Source organism: Actinomycetospora sp. NBC_00405 (genome assembly GCF_036044095.1).
GTDB lineage: Bacteria > Actinomycetota > Actinomycetes > Mycobacteriales > Pseudonocardiaceae > Actinomycetospora > Actinomycetospora callitridis.
Genome location: NZ_CP107938.1, coordinates 5,288,058 through 5,311,059, shown reverse-complemented (window position 1 = coordinate 5,311,059; position 23,002 = coordinate 5,288,058). Strand labels below are relative to the sequence as shown.

Annotated in this window: 15 protein-coding genes; 8 read left to right on the top strand and 7 right to left on the bottom strand. The window is 75.1% G+C overall.

Translation table 11 applies throughout. The features are described 5' to 3' along the window. The first annotated feature begins 87 nt into the window (after positions 1-87). Positions 88-1,314 (top strand): cytochrome P450, encoded by a 1,227-nt coding sequence (locus tag OG774_RS26155; RefSeq protein ID WP_328305254.1) that lies wholly within the window; start codon positions 88-90, stop codon positions 1,312-1,314. After that, positions 1,311-2,306 (top strand): glycoside hydrolase family 26 protein, encoded by a 996-nt coding sequence (locus OG774_RS26150; protein ID WP_328305253.1) that lies wholly within the window; start codon positions 1,311-1,313, stop codon positions 2,304-2,306. The genes OG774_RS26155 and OG774_RS26150 overlap by 4 nt, the downstream gene beginning before the upstream one ends. On the opposite strand, the gene OG774_RS26145 is transcribed toward OG774_RS26150, so the two are convergent. The 7 genes from OG774_RS26145 to OG774_RS26115 are packed head-to-tail and all read right to left on the bottom strand — an operon-like array spanning position 2,218 to position 12,039. Next, positions 2,218-3,495 carry a glycosyltransferase gene (locus OG774_RS26145; RefSeq protein WP_328305252.1) on the bottom strand — a complete coding sequence of 426 codons (1,278 nt, stop codon included), beginning with the start codon at positions 3,493-3,495 and terminating at the stop codon, positions 2,218-2,220. The two genes, OG774_RS26150 and OG774_RS26145, sit on opposite strands and share 89 nt — an antisense overlap. Continuing rightward, positions 3,482-4,681: a GNAT family N-acetyltransferase gene (locus tag OG774_RS26140; protein WP_328305251.1), complete on the bottom strand. Its 1,200-nt coding sequence runs from the start codon at positions 4,679-4,681 to the stop codon at positions 3,482-3,484. Before OG774_RS26140 ends, OG774_RS26145 begins: the two co-directional genes overlap by 14 nt. Continuing rightward, positions 4,668-5,729: a YveK family protein gene (locus tag OG774_RS26135; protein ID WP_328305250.1), complete on the bottom strand. Its 1,062-nt coding sequence runs from the start codon at positions 5,727-5,729 to the stop codon at positions 4,668-4,670. The genes OG774_RS26140 and OG774_RS26135 overlap by 14 nt, the downstream gene beginning before the upstream one ends. Beyond that, positions 5,726-6,859 carry a glycosyltransferase gene (locus tag OG774_RS26130; protein WP_328305249.1) on the bottom strand — a complete coding sequence of 378 codons (1,134 nt, stop codon included), beginning with the start codon at positions 6,857-6,859 and terminating at the stop codon, positions 5,726-5,728. Before OG774_RS26130 ends, OG774_RS26135 begins: the two co-directional genes overlap by 4 nt. Beyond that, on the bottom strand, positions 6,856-7,578 hold the full coding sequence (locus tag OG774_RS26125) for a polysaccharide deacetylase family protein (RefSeq protein WP_328305248.1): 723 nt from the start codon (positions 7,576-7,578) through the stop codon (positions 6,856-6,858). The genes OG774_RS26130 and OG774_RS26125 overlap by 4 nt, the downstream gene beginning before the upstream one ends. Beyond that, a complete protein-coding gene (locus OG774_RS26120; protein ID WP_328305247.1) occupies positions 7,575-10,643 on the bottom strand; it encodes a lipid II flippase MurJ in 3,069 nt (1,022 codons plus the stop codon). Before OG774_RS26120 ends, OG774_RS26125 begins: the two co-directional genes overlap by 4 nt. Beyond that, positions 10,633-12,039, bottom strand: coding sequence for a sugar transferase (locus tag OG774_RS26115; protein WP_328305246.1), 1,407 nt, complete (start codon positions 12,037-12,039; stop codon positions 10,633-10,635). Before OG774_RS26115 ends, OG774_RS26120 begins: the two co-directional genes overlap by 11 nt. A gap of 769 nt (positions 12,040-12,808) precedes the next feature. On the opposite strand from OG774_RS26115, the gene glmS reads away from it, so the two are divergent. From glmS to OG774_RS26085, 6 genes are all read left to right on the top strand, one after another. Then, on the top strand, positions 12,809-14,629 hold the full coding sequence (gene glmS / locus OG774_RS26110; protein WP_328305245.1) for a glutamine--fructose-6-phosphate transaminase (isomerizing): 1,821 nt from the start codon (positions 12,809-12,811) through the stop codon (positions 14,627-14,629). Between the two features lie 5 nt (positions 14,630-14,634). Next, entirely contained in the window at positions 14,635-15,630 is a 996-nt protein-coding gene (locus tag OG774_RS26105; protein WP_328305244.1) for a hypothetical protein, read from the top strand. Positions 15,631-15,661: 31 nt separating this feature from the next. After that, entirely contained in the window at positions 15,662-16,963 is a 1,302-nt protein-coding gene (locus OG774_RS26100) for a hypothetical protein (RefSeq protein ID WP_328305243.1), read from the top strand. Continuing rightward, the gene (locus tag OG774_RS26095) at positions 16,960-19,221 is read left to right on the top strand and encodes a bifunctional polysaccharide deacetylase/glycosyltransferase family 2 protein (RefSeq protein ID WP_328305242.1); all 2,262 of its coding nucleotides are present in this window, start codon (positions 16,960-16,962) and stop codon (positions 19,219-19,221) included. Before OG774_RS26100 ends, OG774_RS26095 begins: the two co-directional genes overlap by 4 nt. Before the next feature lie 4 nt (positions 19,222-19,225). Further along, entirely contained in the window at positions 19,226-20,116 is an 891-nt protein-coding gene (locus OG774_RS26090) for a chitosanase (protein ID WP_328305241.1), read from the top strand. Between the two features lie 78 nt (positions 20,117-20,194). After that, positions 20,195-22,957: a helix-turn-helix transcriptional regulator gene (locus tag OG774_RS26085; RefSeq protein WP_328305240.1), complete on the top strand. Its 2,763-nt coding sequence runs from the start codon at positions 20,195-20,197 to the stop codon at positions 22,955-22,957. The last annotated feature ends 45 nt before the right edge of the window (positions 22,958-23,002 follow it).

Genomic DNA, 23,002 nt, shown 5'->3' with positions numbered 1-23,002 from the left:
CCCGCGCCACCGCGATCTCTCCATGGTGAGAGCTTCGCCACTATCGTGAGGGGTACGGGGCTCGACGTCCGGGGGGTGCGGTTGGCGGTGGGCACCACGACCGAGGAGCGGCCCGCCGACGCCCTGGCGCGCGCCGGGTTCTGGGCCCGCCCCGCTCCCGAACGCGACGCCGTCTTCGCCGCCCTGCGCCGCGCCGGCGTCCCCCAGCGGGTCGGCGCGGACGCCACCGCCCACTGGGCGCTCGTCCGCCACCCCCACGTCGTCGCCGCCAGCCGCAACCCGTCGCTGTTCCTCAGTGGCCCGGGGGTCACGACGCCCCCGCCGGCGCGGTGGGTGCGTGCCGTCTTCGGCGATTCCATGGTCAACATGGACGATCCCGCCCATGCCCGGATGCGCCGGATCGTCTCGCGCGCCTTCAGCCCGCGGGTCCTCGCCGCGACGGAGGAGTCGATCCACGCCGTGGCGGAACGGATCGCCGACGATCTGGCACGCCGGGGCGCCGACGACCTCATGCCGGCGGTGGCGACCCGGATGCCCGTCGAGGTGGTCTGCGACCTCATGGGCGTCCCTGGCGACGAGCGGGCGCGGATCGTCGCCGGCGTCGACCGCACGACGGAGGGCACGGGCACGCGCCGCCGCCTGCGGGTACCGGGACGCAGCCTGCGGGCGCTCGCCGGGTTGCACCGGGTGATGGCCCGCGTCGCGCGCGAACGTCGCCGGGCGCCCCGCGACGACCTCGTGTCCGCCCTGGTCGCCGCCGACGTCGACGGTCGCGGGCTGACCCGGCGGGAGCTCGGGGCGTTCTTCTCGCTGCTCCTGGTGGCCGGGGTGGAGACCACGCGCAACGCCATCGGCCACGGTCTGGTCCTGCTCCGCGAGCACCCTGACCAGCGGGCGATCCTGCTCGGTGACCTCGACGGCACGCTGCCGACCGCCGTCGACGAGATCGTGCGGATCGCGACGCCGATCATCCAGTTCCGCCGCACGCTCGCCGCCGACCACGAGGTGGGCGGGCGGGAGATGGCCCGGGGCGACAGCGTCGTCCTCTACTACACCTCGGCCAACCGCGACGAGGACGTGTTCGCCGACCCCTGGCGCGTCGACCTGCGCCGGAGCCCCAACCCGCACGTCGGCTTCGGTGGCGGGGGGCCGCACTACTGCCTCGGGGCCCACCTCGCCCGACAGGAGATGACCGCCCTGTACGGCGCGCTCCTCCGCCGACTCCCCGACCTCCGGGCCGGGACGCCGACCTACAGCCCGTCCGGCTTCGACCACCGCATCGCACGGCTCCCCCTGGAGGCACCACTCCCGTGACCACCACCCGTGCGCCGCGCCGCCTCGGTCTCGCGCTCCTGCTCGTGGGGCTCGCGGTCCTCACCGCCTGCTCCGGCGCCGCACCCGGCGAGCCGCGGATGACGAGGACGAACGCCGAGAGCCGCGTGCCCTTCGGCGCGTTCCTCGGCTCCGACGCGGCGGGGGTCGCCGCCTATCCGGGCTTCGAGGCGTGGCTGGGGACGGATTCCGTGGCCCCGTCCGTCGGCCACACCTATCTGCCCGGCAACAGCTGGCGCGACATCGAGATCCCCGACCCGTACGTCCGGCCGTGGGCCGACTGGGCCGCCCAGGTCCCCGATCGCCTGCTCGTGGTGAACGTCCCGATGCTGACGCCGAACGAACCGCCGCTGCCCGACGACGCCGTGCGCGGCCTGCTCGAGCAGGGTGCCGCGGGACGTTTCGACAGCCATTTCCAGCTCCTCGCCCAGCGCCTCGTCACCCTCGGTGCGTCGCGGGCGATTCTCATCCCCGGCTGGGAGATGAACGGGATCAGCTACACCCACCGGTGCGAGCCCGACCCCGAGGCGTGGAAGGAGTACTTCCGGCGCATCGTCGGCGTGATGCGTTCCGTCCCGGGCCAGCAGTTCCAGTTCAACTTCAATTCGACCCGCGGCACCGACGCCATCCCGTGGACCGAGTGCTACCCGGGTGACGACGTGGTCGACATGCTCGGCATGGACACCTACGACCAGCCGCCCGGCCAGACCTTCGACGACTACGTCCGTCAGCCCCTCGGGCTGGGCGAGCAGGTCGACTTCGCGCAGGCCCACGGCAAGCCGGTGTCGTTCCCCGAGTGGGGTCTCCTGCGCTACGGCGACCGCCCGGAGTACGTCCGCGCGATGCTGGCGTGGATGGAGTCGCAGAACGCGGTCTTCCACACGATCACCGACTACTGCCCGAGCGGGGTGTGGGAGTGCACCCAGAACCCCGCGTCCTCGCAGGAGTACCGCTCGCACTACGCCCCGTCCTGAACCGACCGGCAGAACGGTGACGGGCGAGCTCGGACGTGAGCGCCGCGAGCTCGTCGTTCGTGACGCGGACGTCGAAGTCCTCCGCGCGCCGACGCGCGGCGACCCCTTCACGCCGACGGGCGGCACCGTCGTGCAGCCGGGCGACGAGGGCGTCCGCCAAGGCCCGCGGATCGGTCGGCGGGACCAGAGTGCCCACGTCGAACCGGAGCGGGTCGGCGCGGAGGATCTCCCGCAGGCCCGCGACGTCGCTGGCGACCACCGGGCGGCCGCAGGCCATCGCCTCGAGCGCGGTGAGCGCGAGCCCCTCCCACCGGGAGGGCGCCGCGACCACGTCCGCGGCCACGTACCAGGGCCGCACGTCCTCGACCGCGCCCCACTGACGGATGCCGCCCTCGGCGCCGGCGATCCGGACACCGTCGCCCTGGATGTCGCCGACGAGCACCAGGACGGCGTCCGGGCAGGCCGCGCGCACCCGCGGCCAGGCGGCCACGAGCACGTCCTGGCCCTTCTGCCGCGTGCAACGGCCGACGCACAGGACCACCGGCGCGGACGCCGGGAGCCCGAGGTGCGCGCGGGTCACCACCCGCTCCTCGACGTTGGCCGCCCGGAAGCGCTCCAGGTCCACCCCGCTGCGGATGACCTGGATGCGCCGTCCGAGCCCGGCCCGCCGGCCCGCCGCGGCCTCCTCGCCGCCCACGCAGACCACCGCCGACGTCCAGCGGAGCGCGAACCGCTCCCCGGCCTGCAGGATCGGGGCGAGCCGCGGCCCCACGGCCTGCCACGCCCAGGCGTGCGGCTGGAAGATCGTCGGGATCCGTCCCCGCACCGCGAGCCGGCCGGCGAGTCCGGCCGTCGAGGAGTGCAGGTGGACGACGTCGGGGGCGGCGCTCGCCACGAGCTCCCGCAGCGCGTTGACGTCCCTCCGTCGGGCCCGGCCGCGTCCGGCCGACCAGGGATGGAGGTGCACGCCGACCCCGGCGTCGTCGAGCCGGCGTCGGACCGTCCCGTGCGGCGGTCCCGCGACCGTGACCCGCCAGCCGCGCCGAGCCTGGTCGATCGCGACCTCCGCGACGTACTCGGCGACGCCCCCGCCGACCGGTTGCGCGACGTGCAGGACGCGGAGCGGATCCTCGTCCGATCGCCGTGGCGCCGGGACGCGTGCGCGGCCGACCCGGTCACCGGGGGCCATGGCCGACCCCTCCCACCGCCCGGCGAGCCGACCGCAGCCGGGCCACCGCCGCACGGCACCGCGCGTCCTCGCGCAGACGCTCGCGGGCCAGGCTCGAGGCGCGGACGGCGTGCAGGTACACGGCTGCGCGCCGGGTCCCGCGGAGCGGGAGGACGAGGCGCTCGTGGCGCACCGTCTGCGGGTGCCAGTGGTCCTTGTAGGCCTCGCCGCCGCGCAGCATGCTGAACGTCGCGAGCCCGCGGTCGGCGGCCGCCGACAGATCGGCGGCGAGCAGCATCGCCGTGACGTTCAGCGTGTCCCGGAGCTCCGGGCGGTGGCCGTAGAGGTAGCCGCCTGCGGCGTCCCGCCCGAGGAGCACGAGCTCGACCGCCACGACGTCGTCGCCGACGCGGTGCTCGACCAGGGCCGCGTCGCCGGAGCGGACCAGGGCCCGCGTCGCGCGCGTGAGGAAGTCGGCGAAGCGCGGACGGGTGTGCTCGAGGGTGATCGTCCGGTGCGCCCAGGCCTCCCGGTGCAGCGCGAGGAGCCGCGCGACGCCCCCGCCCACCTCGTCGGGCCGCAGCTCGCGGTGGTGCACCGCCGCCGCGGCCACCGAGCGCAGCTCGCGACGCCGGTGCCCGCGGGTGCGGGACGGGAACCCCGCGACGATCTCCTCCACCGGCCGGGCCGGTAGCTGCGCGGTGGTGGACGACGGCCGCGCGAGCAACGGACGGGGCCAGACCTCCGCCAGGCGCCGCACGTTCGCCCCCGGCGGGACCTCGGGCAGGTCGACGACGTCGGCCAGGTCGCGCAGGGCGCCGACGAGGGCCGGCACCGCCCCGTCCGAGGCGCCGTCGAGCAGGACGTCGGTGTGGTCGGCGAGGGAGCCCCCGACAGGGGCGAGCACGCGGGCGCCCAGGCGCCGGACCTCGTGGAACGGCGCTGCCGCCCGCAGCACGCCGTCCTCCCACACCGTCACCAGGCGCAGCCGGCCCCGACGGCCGTACACCGCCCACCACGCCTCGAGCCAGCCGGGCGCGAGGAAGGGCATCGCCCGCCCGTCGGCCCGGTACAGACGGTCGAGATCCACGCGCAGGTCGCGCAGTCCCGCGAGGTCGGTGGTGACCCGGGTGGTCCAGACCGGGGCCCCGGCCTCCCGCGCCCCCACCACGAGGGCCCGCGGAGCCGCGTCCTCACGCGCCGCCACCGGCCCGGTCCTTCCCCTCGGCGTCCGGCTCGTCCGGTGCCTCGGGCGTCGACGAGGCGGTGGGCTCCCGGTCGCCCTGCACGGCGTCCGTCGTCGCCCCGCCCGTCGCTGGCGACGAGGCCTCCTCGTCCCCCACCGGCGGTGTCGCGACCGTCGGGGCGGAATCGCCGTTCGTGCCGGAGGTCGACCGCGTCCCGGCCGTGGCGGCCATCGACGGCGCGGCCACCGACGGCGCGGCCATCGACGGCGGCACGGAGACGCGGATGGTGGACGGCTCGAGATCGACCAGGCGCCGCACCGGGTCGGGTCGGCCGCTCGACCCTGCCGATCCGGGACGCGGCGACGGGACGCGGGGCGCGACGCCGGCCGTGTCGGGGTCGCCGGGCTCGGTGGGCCGGGGCGAGGTCCGCGCGGAGCGGACGCCCGGGGACGGCGGGCGCCACGCGGCGGCGTCGCCCGAGGAGCCGGGCTCGCGGGACCGTTCGTGCAGCCGGCCCATCCCGGCCGCCACGGCGAGCGCGCCCAGGAGCACCCCGGCTCCGGTCCCGATCGCCAGGACGGCCCCGGTGCTGATGCTCGACGGCACGACGGGCACCGCCGCGTCGCTCAGGACGGCGACGCGCATCCCCGTGTCCGGGGTGCGGAGGTTCGCGAAGTTGGCGAAGACGCCGGCGATCGCGTTGGCGCCGTTCGTCGCCCGCTGCGCGTCGACCGACCGCGTCGTGATCTCGATCAGCGGGGCGTCCGGCGAGGTCGAGGTCCGCGACGACGTCGCGAGCTCGGGCACGGGGATGCCCGAGAGCGCGGAGGCGTCGTTGAGCACCTGCGGCGCCGTCGCGATGCGCCCGAAGGCCTGGGCGAACCCGAGGGCGGCCTGGCTGTTGTTCGGGTCGAGCGCCGCGACGGTCACGTAGCTGGACGTGCTGTAGGTCCTCGGGGTCGTGGCCGCGTAGATACCCCCGACCGCGAGCCCGATCAGCCCGAGCACGACGACCAGCCACCATCGACGGACCGCCCGGTCCAGGGCCTGGGTGAGCGTCGTCCTCATCGGATTCCTCCCTCTCGCGTCGCCGGGACCGGCGGCCGGTCGTCGCGGCCCAGGCGCGCGTACTCCTCGTCGAGCCGGGCGGCGACACGACGGATGTCGTAGACCTCGGCCACCGGTGCGGGCTCCCGGGACGCGAGGGCGGGGTCGGCGAGGAGCTCGGCGACGGCGGCCGCCACCGCGGCGCTGTCCGCCTCGACCCGGCGCGCCCGCGGCGCCAGGTCACCCGGCTGTTCCTCCAGCGCCGGGCAGGCCGCGTAGACCACAGGGAGCCCGGCGGCTGCGGCCTCGACGATCCCCAGGCCGTAGGTCTCCTCGGGACAGGCCGAGACGAAGACGTCCATCGCGGCGAGCAGGTCGGCGACGTCGGCGCGCTCGCCGGTCAGGACCACGCGGTCACCCAGGCCGAGGCGCGCGACGCGGTGCCGGAGCTCGTCCGCCGCCGGGCCCGTCCCCACGACGAGGCCCCACGTCCCCGGCAGGACGGCGAGCGCGTCGATCACCACGTCGACGCGCTTGCTCTCCACGAGGCGCCCCGCCGTGCCGACGACCGGCGCCCCGGCGGGGATGCCGAGCTCCGTGCGCGTGCGGTGCCGCCGTTCCGGCCGGAACGCCAGGCGCTCGACCTCGACGCCGTTGGGGATCACCGTGATCCGGTCGGGCGGGACGCCCCAGCGCTGCAACCGGCGCGCGACCGTCGCCGAGACCGCGATCGACCGGTCCCCGAGGAGCTCCGCGGCCCGGTAGAGCGTCCGCACACCGGGCCGCGCGGTGGGGCGGCCCTCGAGGAGACGGTCCCCGAGGCTGTGCTCGGTCGCGACCACGTGCGCCACCCCGGCCAGGCGCGCGGCGAGGCGGCCGTGCACCTGGGCGCGGAACAGATGGACGTGCACGCAGTCGAAGCGCCCCCGGCGCACGAGGCGGACGAGACGCACCAGGCCGCGCAGGTCGCGGTTGCCCCGCATGCCGACGGCGTGGACCGGTACCCCGTCGGCGAGCAGGCCCTCGGCGACCACCCCGGTCCCGGTGAGGACGGCGACCTCGCTGTCGGTGCGCGAATACCGGCACAGCAGCCGCACCTGCTGCTCGGCGCCGCCCGCGGCCAGACCGGTGATGACGTGCAGCACCTTCATGCGGCCACCCCCCGGTCGCCCGCCCGGTCGCGCAGCGACCGCACGTACTTCGCCGCGAGACGGGCCGGGGAGTCCGCCTCCCCGACGTAGGTGCGCGGGATGCTCCACGCGTCGCACCGGGATGCCCCGCGGACCGCGACCCCGTGCTCGTAGCCGGCGTCGCGGACGGCCGCGGCGGCCGGGGCGTCGACCGCGCCGTAGGGGTAGGCGAAGCCGGTGACCCGCGCGCCCAGGACGTCCTCGAGCACGAGACGGCTCTCCACCACCTCCCGCACGAGCTCGTCGCGCGGGAGCCCGGCGAGGGGCCGGTGCCCGACCCCGTGGGCCGCGACCTCCATACCGAGCGCCGCGACCTCCCGGAGGCGCGCCGCGGTCATGACGCGCTTGACCGGGCCGCCCGGCTCCCAGTCGTTCGTCCCGCCGAGCCGACCGGCGACGACGTAGACGGTGGCGTCGAACCCGTGGTCGTCGAGGACCCCGACGACGACGTCCGCGAAGTCGGCGTAGCCGTCGTCGAACGTCAGGCCCACCATCCGGTCGCGCAGGGGCCCCGGCGGTGTGGCGAGCAGGGTCCGCATCGACACCCCCCGCCGCCCGGCCCGCCGCAGGGCCTCCATCTGGGTGCGGAAGCGGCGCGGCGAGACGGTGACGCGGAACGGGTCGTCGTGCGTCGACCCGACCGAGTGGTACATGAGGACCCAGGGCCAGCGGCCGGTCATCGGACCTCCTCGGACCGTGGCGCCGGGCGGGCGCCGAAGAGCGACCGGCCCGGCACCCACCGCTCGTGGGCGAGCAGCAGGACGCCGAACGCGACGACCATCCCGGTGCCGCCGACGAGCACGACGCGCACCGGCGGCAACCCCTCGAGGGCGCCGGCGAGGAGCAGGCCCATCGCGACGGCGCCCGCGGTCGGGACGAGCAGCATCGACGCCGACCGGGCGAGCCCGGGCAGCGAGGAGCGGTCGAGGGCGAGGCCCGCGCCGGGGACGAGCAGGAGGGCGACCACCGTGATGCCCGCCGCGTTGGACAGCGCGATCCCGGGCGCCCCGAGGGGACCGAGCAGGAGCGCGCCGACGACCGCGGTGACCACGAGGCCGCCGACCATGACGAGGGCGGGGTACCAGGACGGCCGGTCGCGGCTGAAGAAGGACCGGCAGAGGACCTCCACGACGCCCTGCCCGACGAGTCCGAGGACGTAGACCTGCAGGATGCCGGCGGTGGCCGTCACGTCGCCGGGGGTGAAGTTGCCGCGACCGAGGAGCAGGTCGACGACCGGCCCGGCGAAGAGCACGAGGAACGCCGCCGACAGCAGCACGATCGCGGTGATGACGTGCAGGTCCGAGACCAGCCGGGCGCGCACCCGGTCCGTGCGTCCTGCTGCGGCGCTGCGGGCCAGCATCGGGAAGGTGACGGTCGCGATGAGCAGCGCGAGGGTGGCCGGGAGCTGCCCCACCTTCTGGGCGTAGTTCAGGTGCGACACCGATCCGGGCGCGAGCCACGAGCCGAGGAAGCGCTCGATGTAGACCTGGCCCTGGCGCAGCAGGATGTAGGCGCCCACGGGGAGGAAGGCCGCGAGGACGAGGGCGTCGGGGCGTCGGATCGCCCGGGGCCGCGGGAGCCTGCGCCAGGTGCTCGGGAGCAGCACCGCGACCATGCACACGGTGCCCGCGACGATGCCGAGCACCGCCGCCATCACGCCGATGCGCTGGTGCAGGGCGACGAGCGTCGCGATGAGCCCGACGTTGAACGCGGTGCTGACCGCGGCCGGCGGCCCGAAGACGTCGTGCCCGCGCAGGAAGGCGCTGAGATAGCCGGCGACACCGATGAAGACGAGACCGAGGGCGGCCACACGCATGCTCGTGGCCGCGAGCGCCGGGTCGGCGAGCCCGGGTGCGAGGACCCCGACGAGGAACGGGGCGAAGATCGCGACGAGGGCCGAGAGCACCACGAGGACGAGCGCGATGACCGGTAGCGAGCCCTCCACCAGCTCCCGCAGGGCCCGCCGCGGATCCTCGGACGCGGCGGCCCGGACGAAGGCCGGCACGAACACCAGGGCCATCGCGCCCTCGATGAGCAGCGGCTGCGCGGTCTCCGACACCATCCAGCCGAGCAGGAAGGCGTCGGTCTGCGCGGTGGCCCCGAACAGGCCGGCCACGAGCAGGTCCCGGACGAGCCCGAGGAGCGACCCGAACGTCACCAGGGCGATCGAGAGGATCGACGCGCGCACCAGGAGCGTCCGTGTCCGTGAGGCCGGGTCGGGAGGCGGCTCGGGCGGCGGGTCGGGGGACGCGTCCGGGCGCGGCGGGTCCGTCGCGGGCGGGACGGGTGGTGGCGGCGGGAAGGGGGTCGGCGCGGCCGCGCGGTGGGTGGCCTCGGCGGGATGGCGGAACCCCAGCCCCCACCACAGCGTCAGGCCGAGACCCACGGCGATGGCGGTGCTCGAGGGACCGCCGATGTCGCCGTAGACGAAGGTGACGAGCAGGAAACCCAGGAGCCCGCAGGCCGCGACCCCGCTCGCGACACCGTCCCGTCCGGCGGTCCGTCGGCCGCGCACGCAGCGCACGGCCCGTTGGAGTCCTGCCACGAGGGTGACCAGCAGCAGGGCCACCAGCGCCACCGCGCCGAGGACCCCCTGCTCGGCGAGGACCAGCAGGTAGAGGCTGTGCGGGCTGAGCAGGGGCTCGCGGTGGAACCGCTCGCCCGACGCCTGCACGTCGCTGCCGCCCGACAGTCCGAGCGGAGCGTGGGTGTCGCGGGCCTCCGGGAACGCGCGCAGACCGACCCCGGTCAGGGGGTGGTCCTCCCAGATGCCCACCGCGGACTGCCAGAGGCCGTAGCGGTCCCCGACGGACCGGTCGGTCTGGCCCGACGCGGAGGCGACGATCGAGGCCGCGCGCTCCTGCACCACGCTCGGCCGGTCGAGGTCGGTCGGCCCCGACCCCAGCCCGGCGAGGACGACGCCGGCGGCGACGAGGGCGACCGCGCCCATCACGAGGGCCCGCCAGCGGGAGAGGAGCACGACGACGAACGCGCCGACGAGGACACCGATCCACGAGCCGCGGCTGAACGACAGCAGGAGCGGCCCGACCAGCGCCAGCGCCACCACGCCGGCCGCGCACCGCAGGCCGCGCCGGGCGTGCCCCACCGCGATCGCGAGGGCCACGAGCAGCCCGAAGCTGACGACGGTGGCCATGCCCATGATGTCGTCGGCGCCGTAGGTGCCGACGGCCCGGACCTCCTCGGTCCCGTAGGAGGCGCCCGTGCCCGTCAGCGCCTGCACGACGCCGACCCCGCCCTGGACGACGGCGACGCCCAGGACCCCCGCCCCGACGACGATCTCGTCGACGCGGTCGCGGATCACGACGACGACCGCGACCGGGACGAGCACGAAGAGCTGGAGCCAGCGCAGGAGACCCGGAAGGCTCACCGCGGGGTCGACGGAGGTCACCGTGGACACCGCCGCCGCGAGCGCGATCGCGCCGAGCAGCAGCGCCGCCCGCCGCGGCACGAGGGGCCGCCTCTCGCGCAGGAGCATCAGGGCGACAGCGCCGACGAGCAGCACCGACGCGACGTCCCCGGCGGTGAGCGAGCCGCCCTCGGCACCACCGGGGACGAGCGCCACACCGGACCCCGCCAGCGTCGCGACCACGAGCACAGTCGGGCGGCGCAGCACGCCGTGGAGGAGCGCGACCAGGCCCGCGAGGGGCACGGCCGCCAGCGCCCAGGGCGGGATCGCCTCCCGGCCGCCCACCGGCTCCGCGCCGGCCCCCGCGTCAACGGCCACGGGCGAACACCACCTCGACGACGGTCCGGAGCAGGACCTTGACGTCGAGCCAGAGCGACCAGTTCTCGATGTAGAAGTTGTCGAATCGGGCTCGGTCGACCACCGAGCTGTCCCCCCGCAGTCCGCTGACCTGCGCCAGGCCCGTCAGGCCGGACGGCACACGGTGCCGGAGCCCGTAGCGGGGGAGCTCGGCGGCGAACTTCGCGACGAAGTGCGGGCGCTCGGGCCGCGGCCCGACCGTCGTCATGTCGCCACGCAGGATGTTCCACAGCTGCGGCAGCTCGTCGAGCGAGGTCCGTCGCAGGAACCGCCCCACGAGGCCGACCCGCGGGTCGCCCTCGACCGACCAGAGGGTCGCCGACTCCTCACGCGACCGCGGTGCCAGCGTGCAGAACTTCAGGCAGGTGAAGACCGTGCCGTCGCGGCCGACGCGTTCCTGGCGGAAGAGCACGTCGCCGCCCGACTCGAGACGCACGGCGAGGGCGCAGACGGCCATGACCGGCGCGAGGACGACCAGCGCCGTCGTCGCGAGCGTGACGTCGAACAGCCTCTTGAGCACCCAGGACGGTCCGTGCAGTGACGGTGTGCGGATACGCATGATCGGTACGCACGCGATGTGGTCACCCAGCGCCGTCTGTGTGCAGAAGTCGTGGAGGCGCGGGACGACGAGGAGATCGCACGGACCGCACGGTGGCCGGCGGACCAGCTCCACCAGGCGGGACTCGGGGAGGTCGCCCTCCGAGACGACGATGACCTGGACCCCGAGGGACGCGACGACGTCGTCGAGCTGCTCCAGGTCCGCGAGCCGCGGGATCACCTCCTCCGCCTCGGGGCACCCGTGGTCGTCGACGAAGCCGATGGGCCGCAGCCCGTACTTCGGCTGCTCGAGCAGCATCTCGGCGAGGTGACGGGTCAGCCCGGCGCCGCCGACGAACACCGTCGGGCGGGCGACCAGACCCCGGGTCCGGGCGAGGCGGATCGCGTGCGTGGTGATCGTCCGGCCGAGCAGGACGAGCCCCGCGCCGAGGAACGCGAGCGGGAGGAAGGCGGTGGCATCGCCCCCGACGAGGAGGACGACGCCGGCGACGAGCGCGATGGTGGCGAGGAGACGGGCGAGGATCGTCGGCAGCTCGTCGAGGACGCTGATGTGCAGCCGCGCGCGGTAGCGCTGACCCCCGGTGAGCAGCGCGAGGCCCACCGTCGCCAGCCCCACCATCGCGAGGCGGTACCGCGACGCCAGGAGCGCGGGCGCCAGCAGGGCCGCCATGTCGATCGGGAGGACGAGCATCCAGGCGCACAGCTGTCCGGGCAGGCGGCGTCGAGCCTCGTCGACCGGCCACGGGCCGGCTCGCCGGGACACGTGCGCGAGCGCCCCGGCCGACGCTGTTCTCCCCATTTCGCCCCCCTCATGAGGGGCTCCCGGGACGAGTGGTGGTGTGCGAACGCGATCATTCTCCGAGCGCGCTCCGCGGGTTCCCGACGAGCCCCTGCAGCGGCTTGTCAGGACTAGCACAGGGGCTGTGGCCCCTACCACTCTCTGCAACGGGAGAAGTGCTGTTCAGACTCAGTCGTGTCTCGTCCGTGCGGCAAGCGACGAAGGATCGTGACACCGGACGAGGCAACCTCGCTCGCAGGCACGAATGCGTAGCGAGTGGGTGACGTCGAGTGACATTCCGGTGATTGCATTGAGTGACCGGGCGGAGAGACCCGAATGATCGCGCGAAGTGTCACGGCTCGTCATCGTGTCTTCACGGGCGTCCGACACTTGCGGCCGATGACTACGCTGACTGGCCCAACTACGTCACTCGTGGTGTGCAGCGGACGGTTTCGGCTGGTAGGAAATTGAAGCCGACACGATCGTCGGCGCTGCCATCCCGGGGGGGAGATCGCATGCGAGGTATTTTCCGTCGATCATCCGGACCGACGCCCGCGTAGCGCGGGGTCCACGTCCCGATCACGACGACGGGTGTCGCGCCGATGCTGCGACCCCGACACCACAGGCGGAAGACGAACAGATCTGTGGCCCGGTCCAGGCCGCGGCGTTCGTCGAGAGATCCGTCTTCCTGACGCGTCCCGAACCACACGCGTCGGCATCCCGCATGCGCGGATGCCGTGCGTGTCGGCGCGCGCTCTCGCTTCTCGATCAATGATGTGCGGAGTCGCTGATGTGTGGAATCGTTGCTTTCCGCGGCCTCGAGCCGGCGCTGCCGGCCCTGCTCGACGGTCTGGCGAAGATGGAGTACCGGGGATACGACTCGGTCGGTATCGCGCTCAATTCCGGGGACGGACGACCCCTCGCCGTGCACCGCACGAGCGGGCGCATCCCGGCACTGACCGCGCTCGTCCCGCCCGGGGAACGCAGCACCACGGGGGTGGGGCACACGCGCTGGGCCACGCACGGCGCGCCCACGGCGGTCAACGCCCACCCGCACGTCGACTGCTCGGGCTCGGTGGCGGTGGTGCACAACGGCACCCTCGACAACGTCTCGGAGCTGCAGGCCGAGCTGGTCGCGGCAGGCCACGTGCTCACCACCGAGGTGGACACCGAGGTGATCGCCCACCTCGTCGAGCAGTTCCTGCCGCATCCGCCGTTCCTCGCCGAGGGCGTCGCCGCCCCGTCGGCCGACGACGTGGTGCGGGCCGTCGAGCAGGCCACCGCCCGGCTGCGCGGCAGCTGGGCGCTCGGCGTCACCGTCCGCGGGCTCGACGCGGTCGTCCTCACCCGCCACCGCAGCCCGCTGCTCGTCGGCGAGGCCGAGCGGTTCGCCATGGCGTCGTCGGACCTGTTGGGGTTCGCCGTCGGGACCCACACGGTGCGGGAGCTCGACGACGGCGACGTGGTCGTCCTGGGGGCGGCGCAGGCCTGGTACCACCGCGGGCAGGCCCTCGCCACGCCCCGGGCCGGCCGTCCGGCCGCTCCCGTCGAGCCCCTGGCCGACATGGGGGACGCGGAGGACTTCACCGCCAAGGAGATCGACGACCAGCCGGCGGCCGCCGCCCGCCTCGTCGACGCCCTCTCGGGAAGGCTCGCCGGTGGGCTCCTCCTCCGGGAGCTCGGGGTCCCGGCGCGGACCCGGCTCCGCCTCGTCGCCTGCGGTAGCTCGTCGTACGCCGCGCACGTCACCGCCGCGGTGCTCGGGTCGGTCGCGCGCATCCCGGCCCACGTCGTCGTGGCCAGCGAGCCCCCGCCCGCCGTCGAGGACCCGGACGTCCTCACCGTCGCGTTCTCGCAGTCCGGCGAGACGGCGGACGTCCTGACGGCCCTCGAGCACTGGACCGACCCCGTCCTCGCCGTCACCAACAACCCGCGGTCCACGCTCGCGCGCCGGGCGGACTCGGTGCTGGACCTCGCGTGCGGGCCCGAGCGCGGGGTCGCCGCCACGAAGTCGTTCACCAACCAGGTCCTCGCCGGCGCGGCGCTGGCCGTGGCGCTGGGGGCCGCGCTCGGGCGACTGTCGGCGGAGGACGTCGCGGGCCTCGAGGCCCAGCTCCGGGCCGCACCGGAGCACATGGCCGCGACCCACCGGCTCGCGGCACCGGCCGCGGAACGGCTGACCCGCGACCTCGCCGGCGAGCCCGCCTTCATCTACGTCTCGCGGGGCACCGGGGTGCCCTACGCCCTCGAGGGCGCGCTCAAGCTCAAGGAGCTCGCGTACCGCTGGGTCGAGGCCCTGCCCGCGGGCGAGCTCAAGCACGGGCCCCTGGCGCTGATCCAGGAGGGGACCCCGGTGATCGCGGTGCAGGCCCGTCCGCACGATCGCCTGGCGGTCAACACGCGGGAGATGACCACCCGTGGCGCCCGCCTGGTCACCGTCGGCCCCGGTGAGGACGCCGACCTCCCGGTGAACGCCCCCGCCGTCGAACCGCCGTGGGGGCCGCTCGAGTCGGTCGTCGCTCTCCAGCACTTCGCCCGCGGGCTCACCCGTCTCCTCGGCTACGACGTCGACCGACCCCGGAACCTCGCCAAGTCGGTGACCGTCGAATGACGGCGGTGCTGAGCGGGAGACGCGGGCGGTGGTCCCTGGTCGTGGGCGGCGTGGTGCTGGCGGCCGCCCTCGTCGCCGCGTTCGTGACGTCGTCCGGTCTGACGGCCGCCGCGCCGTGGAGTCCCGCACCGCGCCAGGTCGCCCCGTACGTGGACGTCACCGGGGCGCTCCCCGCCGACCCGGGGGCGCTCGTGGGCCCGAGCGGTCCGGGCGACGCGGTCCTCGCCTTCGTCCTCGCGGGCGACGGGGGGTGCACGCCCTCCTGGGGCGGCACGGTCCCGCTCGACGACCCGGCCGTCGCCGGGGTCGTCAACGGACTGAGGGCCCGGGGCGGCGCCCTGACCCTCGCCTCGGGCGGAGCGCAGGGGCCCTACCTGGAGACCGCGTGCCCCGACGCCGGCGCGCTCGCAGCCGCGTACGCCTCGGCCCTCGACGCGGTCGGCACGAACCGCCTGGACGTCGACGTCGAGGGCGACATCCCCGAGGCCACCGTGGCCGCGGCCCTCGCGGACCTGCAGCGCAGCCGGGGCACTGAGGTCACGCTCACGGTGCAGATCGAGGACCAGCTCACCGGGATCACCCCCGAGGGCATGGCGATCGTCCGGGCCGCGCAGGGGGCCGGCCTGGAGCCCCGGGTCAACGTGATGCTCATGAACTTCACGCCCGAGGGGTCCTGGCTCTCGGCGATGACCGGGGCGCTCGACCTCGCCCTGGGGCAGGTCGGCGCCCTCGACCCGGGGAGCGACCCGGCCGACGTCGCCGAACGGTTCGGCGCCACGGTCATGATCGGCCGCAACGACATGGGTATGACCACGACGCTCGACGACGCCGCCGGGATGCGCGACCACGCCGAGACGCGGGGGCTCGGCTTCCTCGGCTTCTGGTCCGCGGCACGGGACAACGGGGGCTGCCCCGGCGCGCCGGAGGCGCGCAGCGACTGCAGCGGCGTCCAGCAGGCGCCCCACGCGTACACCGAGACGCTCGGCGGTTTCCGGGCGTGATTTCCGATGGCACACCAATGGGGGGAACACCATGACTGAGTTGATCGACCGGATGACCGAGACGGACGCGCACCCGGAGCCCACGGAGTCGCAACACCCGCTCGTCCCGGTCCCCGTGGAGCCGCGCCCGGTCTTCGTCGACCTCACCGGACGTCGGCGACGGGGCATGCGTGCGATCGGCTTCCTCGCGGCCACCGCGTGCACCGCCTACGTCGCCGCCGTCGGGATGACCTTGTCGGCGGAGCGGACCGGCGTCGGCTCGGACACCGTGCTGGAGATGATCACGGACGCCCCGATCGACGTCTTCGAGCAGCTCCGCGACGGCGCCGCGCAGCTCCTCGACCTGTGGCCGGACGCGGTCCCGGCGTCCGGGCCCGTCCTGGTGGCGCTGCCGGCGACGCCCGCGATCCCGGCGGCGATCCCGGGCGGGACGGCGGCCCTGACGATCCCGCCTGCGGCGTCGGTCACCGCTCCCGCCGCGTCGCTCGTCCCGCCCGTTCCCGGCACGCTCGCCTCGCCCGCAGAGGCCGTCGCGGAACCCGGGGCGTCCCCCGCCGCGCCGGTGACGCCCCCGGCGGCCGGCGAGGTCCTCCCCGCTCCGACCGCTCCCGTGACCGAGGCCCCCGCCGGCGGGACCGAGACGCCCACCCAGCCCGACCCCGGCCCCGCGGCGCCCACCGACCCTGTCGGCGAGACCCCCGTGTCCCCGACCGACCCCGGCCCGACCACCCCCGTGCCCACCGACACCACGCCCACGGGTCCGGGCGGCACGACCGACCCCGGCAGCACCGACCCCGGCCCGACCACCCCCGTGCCCACCGACACGACGCCGACCGACCCGGGTGGCACGACCGACCCGGGTGGCACGACCGACCCGGGCGGCACGACCGGCCCGGGCACCACCGACCCGACACCCACCGACCCGACACCCACCGACACGACGGAGCCGGGTGGCACGCCCGGCCCCGGCACGCCAGACCCCGGCACGCCAGACCCCGACCCGGGCCCCACGACGCCCAGCGACTCCGGCAGCACCGGCGGCTCCGACGACGGCGGTTCGGGCAGCGGCTCGACCACCGAGCCGCCCACCGGCAGCGGCACCGAGACCGGCAGCGGCTCCGACAACACCGGTAGCAGCGGCTCCGACGACACCGGTAGCTCCGGCAGCGGCAGCGGCACGACCGAGCCCGAGGCGTCGACCGGCGAGGACTCCTCCGGATCGAACGGCAGCGGGTCAAGTGACAGCGGGTCGGACAACAGCGGGTCGGACAACAGCGGGTCGAGCTCCGAGGAGCAGCCCGACACGGTGAGCACGGGCAGCGGTTCGTCGTGAGCATCCGCTTCCCGCGTCGTCCGACGAGGCGGGGAGATCGGCGGCGCCTGCACCTGCCGCTCCCCCGTCTCGGCCTCTTCCTGGCGGTCCCGGCCCTCATCACGTTCGTCTGCCTGCTGATGGTCAACGGCATGGTGAACGGGCAGATCGAGAACGACGCGTTCCCGCACGCGCACGAGGGATCGGACACGTCGACGCACGTCCCGGCCACGGTCTCCGAGGGCGGGCCCGTGATGGACGCGTCCTCGCCCACCCCGCACAGCGTCCACATCCCGGCGAACACCATCGTGCTGACGTTCGACGACGGCCCCGATCCCCGATGGACACCGGCCGTCCTCGAGGTCCTGCGGCGGCACGGCGTCCCGGCGACGTTCTTCGTGGTCGGCTCGGAGGCGGCCCGCTACCCGTGGTTGCTGCAGGACATCCGGGCGGCCGGGTCGGAGGTCGGCCTGCACACCTTCACCCACCCCGACCTGTCCACCTCGTCGCGGATGCGGGTCGACCGGGAGCTCACCGAGACGCAGCTCGTCGTCAACGGAGCGACCGGCGAGTCGAGCTACCTGATCCGGCCCCCGTTCTCCTCGACGGCGGGCGCGGTCGACGACCTCGACCTCGCCTCGTTCCAGCTCACCGAGTCGATGGGCTACATGACGGTGCTGTCCGACGTGGACAGCCGGGACTGGCAACGGCCGGGGGTCGACGCCATCGTCCGGAACAGCACCCCGGCTCCGGGCGTCGGCGGCGTGGTGCTCATGCACGACGCCGGCGGGGACCGCAGCCAGACGGTGGCCGCCCTGGACCGGCTCATCCCCACGCTGCAGCAGCAGGGATTCCGGTTCACGACGCCGACGGTCGCGCTCGGCCTCCCGCCCAACAACCGGCCCGCACCCCTCGCGGACCGGGTGCTGGGGCAGACCGTCCTCGCGGCGGTGGGCGCCGCCGGCACGGTCGTCCAGGTGCTCACCTGGGCGCTGGTCGTCGTCGGGGTGCTGATCCTGCTCCGGCTCGCCCTGATGATCGTCATCGCCATCCGGCACAAGCGCCGTCGTCACCGGCGCGACTTCTCCTGGGGCCCGCCCGTCAGCGAGCCGGCGTCGGTGATCGTGCCCGCCTACAACGAGAGCGCGAACATCGCGTCGACGGTGCGATCGCTGGTGGCGTCCACGCACCCCGTCGAGGTGATCGTCGTCGACGACGGATCGACGGACGGGACCGCGGACATCGTCGAGGCGCTCGGGCTACCCGGGGTCCGCGTGCTGCGCCAGACCAACGGCGGCAAGGCGTCGGCGCTCAACAACGGGATCGCGCACGCCCGCCACGAGCTCGTGGTGATGATCGACGGGGACACGATCTTCGCCCCCGACACGATCGCCCGCCTCGTCGAGCCGTTCGCGGACCCGACGATCGGGGCGGTGGCCGGCAACGCGAAGGTCGCCTCCCGCCGCGGGCTCCTCGGACGCTGGCAGCACATCGAGTACGTCATGGGGTTCAACGTCGACCGCCGCGTCTTCGACCTCGGGCACTGCATGCCGACGATCCCGGGCGCGGTCGGGGCGTTCCGGCGCGGGATCCTGCTCGACGTGGGCGGGGTCAGCGAGGACACGCTGGCCGAGGACACCGACCTGACCATGGCGATCTGCCGCCGCGGGTGGTGGGTCGTCTACCAGGAGCACGCGCGGGCCTGGACCGAGGCGCCGGCGAGCCTGGGCCAGCTGTGGCGCCAGCGCTACCGCTGGAGCTACGGGACGATGCAGTCGATGTGGAAGCACCGCCACGCGGTGGTCGAGGGGGGCGCCGCCGGCCGGTTCGGGCGGCGCGGGCTGGCCCACCTCGCGATGTTCCAGGTGATGCTCCCGCTGCTCTCGCCACTGATCGACGTCTTCCTGATCTACGGACTCGTCTTCCTCGACCCGTGGACCACGCTCGCGCTCTGGGGCGCGGTGCTCGCCGTCCAGTTCGTCGCGGCGTTCATCGCCTTCCGTCTCGAGCGCGAGCCGGTGGGGGTGCTGTGGGCGCTGCCGCTGCAGCAGATCGTCTACCGGCAGGTCATGTACGCGGTGCTCATCCGGTCGACGATCACCGCTCTGGCGGGCATCCGGCTGGGCTGGCAGAAGCTCCGCAGGCTCGGCGGGCTCGACACCCTCCTGGCGCGCAACGCCGAGGGGACCGAGCCGGCGGAGCAGGGGCCGCCCACACCCGGATCGGTCGTCGAGGCCCCGCCACCGTTGACCGACGGGGCGGTCCTGCAGCGACGATGAACCGATGAACCGGCGCAGCTTCCTGGTCCTCGGCGGACTGGTCGGTGGCGGGCTGGTCGGCGGCGCGGTCCTCGCGGGGTGCCAGCAGCCCGGGGCGGCCGGGGGTGCACCGGCGGGGAGTGCCTCGTCGGACGTCCCCGGCGTCACCGACCTCGCCGACCCGGGCCGCCTGCGCACCGCGGAGGCCGTCATCAGCTCCTTCGAGAACTCCTCCACGGAGCTGCCCTACGCGTCGGCCCAGGACATCGGCGACGGCCGGGGCATCACGGCGGGACGGGCGGGCTTCACCAGCGGCACGCACGACCTGCTGCTGGTCGTGCGCCGGTACGAGGAGTCGGCAGGCGGGGAACGGACCCCGTTGACCGGGTACCTGCCGGCCCTCATCGCCATCGACGCCGCCGTGACCGCCGGCGGCGACGGGGGCGACACGACGGGTCTCGAGGGCTTCCCCGCCGCGTGGCGGCAGGCGTCGCAGACCGACCCCCGGCTCAACCGGGCCCAGGACGACGTCTACCGACGGCTGTACTTCGACCCGGCCATGGCGCAGGCGCGCAGGATCGGCATGACCTCCGCCCTGGGGCAGCTGGTCCTCCTGGACTCGGCGGTCCAGCACGGCACCGGCACCGACCCGGACGGCCTGGCCACGATGATCGACGAGACCACCGAGGCGCACGGCGGCGTGGAGCAGCCGGACCGGTCCGGGTGGCTGGAGGAGTTCCTGGAGGTGCGCCGGGCCCACCTGCTCGATCCCGCCGACGCGGAGACCGCCGAGGTCTGGCGGAGGTCGGTCCCGCGGGTGGACACCCTCGAGACGCTGCTCGACGAGGAGCGGTTCGACCTGGCGACGCCCCTCGACTGGACGTTCGCCGGCCAGGCCTTCCACGTCGCCGGATAGTTGTTGCGTCGAACGGCACTGCTGGATGGTCCGTCCTCGCGCGAGAATGGCCCCTCACCACGCGGGGGGAGCGTGCGCGTGACCGACCGACCGCGACCCGAGGTCATCGGTCGTGCGCGCGAACGAGAACTGCTCGCCGCCGCGGCCGACCCGCAGCGCACCGACGGCACGGTCACCGTCCTCGCCGGCGAACCGGGCAGCGGGAAGTCCACGCTGCTCGACGAGGTCGTCGGGACGTCGTCGCGCCGGGTCCTGCGCACGGCGGGGGTCGAGAGCGAGGCGGTGCTCCCGTTCGCCGCGGTCGCCGACCTGCTGATGCCGCTCCTCAAGCACGTCGAGGGCCTCCCGGAGGTCCAGCGGGAGGCGCTCGAGATCGCCCTCGCGCTGCGCACCGGCACGGTCGGCAGCCCGCTCGCCGTGTGCGCGGCCGCCCTGGGCACCTTCGCCTCGGCCGCCGACGCCGAGCCGCTGCTGCTCGTCGTCGACGACTTCCCGTGGATCGACGCACCGTCCCAGCAGGTGCTGATGTTCGTGGCCCGGCGTCTCGGGCCGGAGCGGATCGCGCTGCTCCTGTCGGTGCGGTCCGAGGTGCCCGTCGACCCCGGGGTGTGGCGGCTGCCGACGATCGAGCTCGGCCCCCTGTCCACCGAGGAGAGCCGTGCGCTGGTCGAGGCGCTGCCCGTACGGGCGTCGCCCCGTGTGGTGGAGACGATCGTGGAGCGGTGCGCCGGCAATCCGCTCGCCGTCGTCGAGATCGCCCGCGCCGCCGGCCCGGATCTCCTCGTCCCGGACGACGCCGCGGCGCCCGCCCTGCCCCCCGGCTCGGCGCTCGAGCGCACGTGGTCGGCGGCGATCGACGCCCTGCCCGAAGCGAGCCGGACCGCGCTCGCGGTGCTCGCGCACAGCCGGACCCCGTGCCGGGTGCAGCTCGAGCCGGTCTTCCGCGACCTGGGCATCGGGGGCGAGGACCTGGCGCCCGCCGAGCGTCGCCGGCTCGCCCTGCGCGACGGCGAGGAGGTGTGCCTGCGCCACGGCCTGCTCCGCCCCCTGATCGCCGCGCGGACGTCCCATGCCCTGCGGCGCCGGGTCCTGGACGGTCTCGCCCGGCACGCCCCGCCGGACCTTGCCGTCTGGTACCTCGCCGAGGCGGGCGAGCCGCCGGACGACGAGCTCGCGGGGCGTCTCGTGGAGGCCGCACACGCGGCGCGGCAGCGCGCCGGGCTGCTGGCCGCCGCCCGGACCTGGGCGCGCGCCGCGGACTTCACCGCCGACCCGCGGCTGCGCGCCGAGCGCCTGCTCGCCGCCGCCACCGACGCGTCGATGTCGGGCGGCGGGGCGGAGGCGGTCCGCTGGTGCGAGCGGGCGCTGGCCGAGCGCGACGACGTCCTCTTCGCCGCCGACGTCGAGGTCGTCCGCGCCCGGACGTTGAGCTGGCTCGACCCGGCGCGCGCGGTGGACCAGGCCCTCCGGACGGCGGACGCGGTCCTGCCCCACGACCCGCAGCGTGCCGCTCGGCTCTACGGCGAGACGGTGATGCCCCTGACGATGATGGCGCGCCTGCGCGAGACCGAGACCGTGGCCGATCAGGCGCGGGCCCTCGACGTCGGCGACATCGTGACCCTCGCCGACCTGTGCCACACCTACGTCCTGGTGGGGCGACGGGACGAGGCGCATCCCCTGCTCGACGACCTGCTCCGGCGCGCCGACGCGGCCGACCTCCTGTGGGACGCCCCCGCCCTCGCCACCGGCGCGCAGGCCGCGGTGTACCTCGAACGGTTCGACGAGGGCCGACGTCTCGTCGAGCCCGTGGCGACGACGGCCCGGCAGGCCGGGGCGCCGTTGGTCCTCTCGTACTCCCTCGCGGTGCGGGCCGAGGTCGACTGGTGGGCGGGTCGGTGGCCGAGCTCCTACGCGGACGTGACGGAGTGCGTCGCGTGGGCCGACGAGCTCGGTCAGGCGGGCAGCAAGGCCTTCGGCCTGTGCCTCCAGGCGCGGATCGAGGCCGTCCGCGGCGACGCCGGGTCCTGCCGGGCCCACGCCGACGAGGCGATGCGGCTCGCGGTGCCGCTCGGTGTCGAGAGCCTCTTCAGCTACGCGACCGGAGCCCTGGGCGCCGGTGCCCTCGCCGCGGGCGACGTCGCCGCCGCGACGGCCCACCTCGAGCGTGCGCGCCGCCAGTTCGACGAGCACGGCGCACGGAGCCTCCCCGCGGTCCCCTTCGCCGGCGACCTCGTCGACGCGACGGCCCGCGCCGGCGACCGGACGGCGGCCGAGGCCGCGGTGGCGTGGGTCGCCGCGAACGCGGAGCACACCGGGTCGGCGTACGCGGAGGCGATCGCGGCGCGCGGTCGCGGGCTGCTCGCCGACGACCCCGACACCGCCGAGAGCTGGTTCGCCGCGGCCCACCGGGCGCACGAGCGGTTCGCGGCCCCGTACGAGAAGGCCCGGACGACCCTCGCGCACGCGGAGGTGCGCCGCCGGTGGCGACGTCCGGGCGCCGCACGACCGCTGCTGCTCGAGGCCGAGGCGGCGTTCGCCGGGCTGGGGGCGCACCCGTGGACCGAGCGGACCCGCAACGAGCTCGCAGCGACGGGGCACCGGGCGTCCGTCGAGGCCGCCGACGACACGGTCTCCCTCGAGGTCCTGACCCCGCAGGAGTTCCAGATCGCCCGCGGCGTCGCCGAGGGGCTCAGCAACGTCGAGGTGTCCGCCGCCCTGTTCGTCTCCCGGAAGACGGTGGAGGCCCACCTGACCAGGGTCTATCGCAAGCTCGGCGTCCGCTCCCGCACCGAGCTGGCGGCGGAGTTCACGCGCCGTCGCGACACTGAGGGACCTCCCTAGTACCGCGCTCAACCATCACTCGACAGGATCAACGGCGAACACGGG

What these genes read in the sequence shown, in the direction of transcription:
- OG774_RS26145 (WP_328305252.1), bottom strand. Translation starts at nt 3,495, where the DNA reads ATGGCCCCCGGTGACCGGGTCGGCCGCGCACGCGTCCCGGCGCCACGG.
- OG774_RS26135 (WP_328305250.1), bottom strand. Translation starts at nt 5,729, where the DNA reads ATGAGGACGACGCTCACCCAGGCCCTGGACCGGGCGGTCCGTCGATGG.
- OG774_RS26130 (WP_328305249.1), bottom strand. Translation starts at nt 6,859, where the DNA reads ATGAAGGTGCTGCACGTCATCACCGGTCTGGCCGCGGGCGGCGCCGAG.
- OG774_RS26125 (WP_328305248.1), bottom strand. Translation starts at nt 7,578, where the DNA reads ATGACCGGCCGCTGGCCCTGGGTCCTCATGTACCACTCGGTCGGGTCG.
- OG774_RS26115 (WP_328305246.1), bottom strand. Translation starts at nt 12,039, where the DNA reads ATGGGGAGAACAGCGTCGGCCGGGGCGCTCGCGCACGTGTCCCGGCGA.
- glmS (WP_328305245.1), top strand. Translation starts at nt 12,809, where the DNA reads ATGTGTGGAATCGTTGCTTTCCGCGGCCTCGAGCCGGCGCTGCCGGCC.
- OG774_RS26100 (WP_328305243.1), top strand. Translation starts at nt 15,662, where the DNA reads ATGACTGAGTTGATCGACCGGATGACCGAGACGGACGCGCACCCGGAG.
- OG774_RS26090 (WP_328305241.1), top strand. Translation starts at nt 19,226, where the DNA reads ATGAACCGGCGCAGCTTCCTGGTCCTCGGCGGACTGGTCGGTGGCGGG.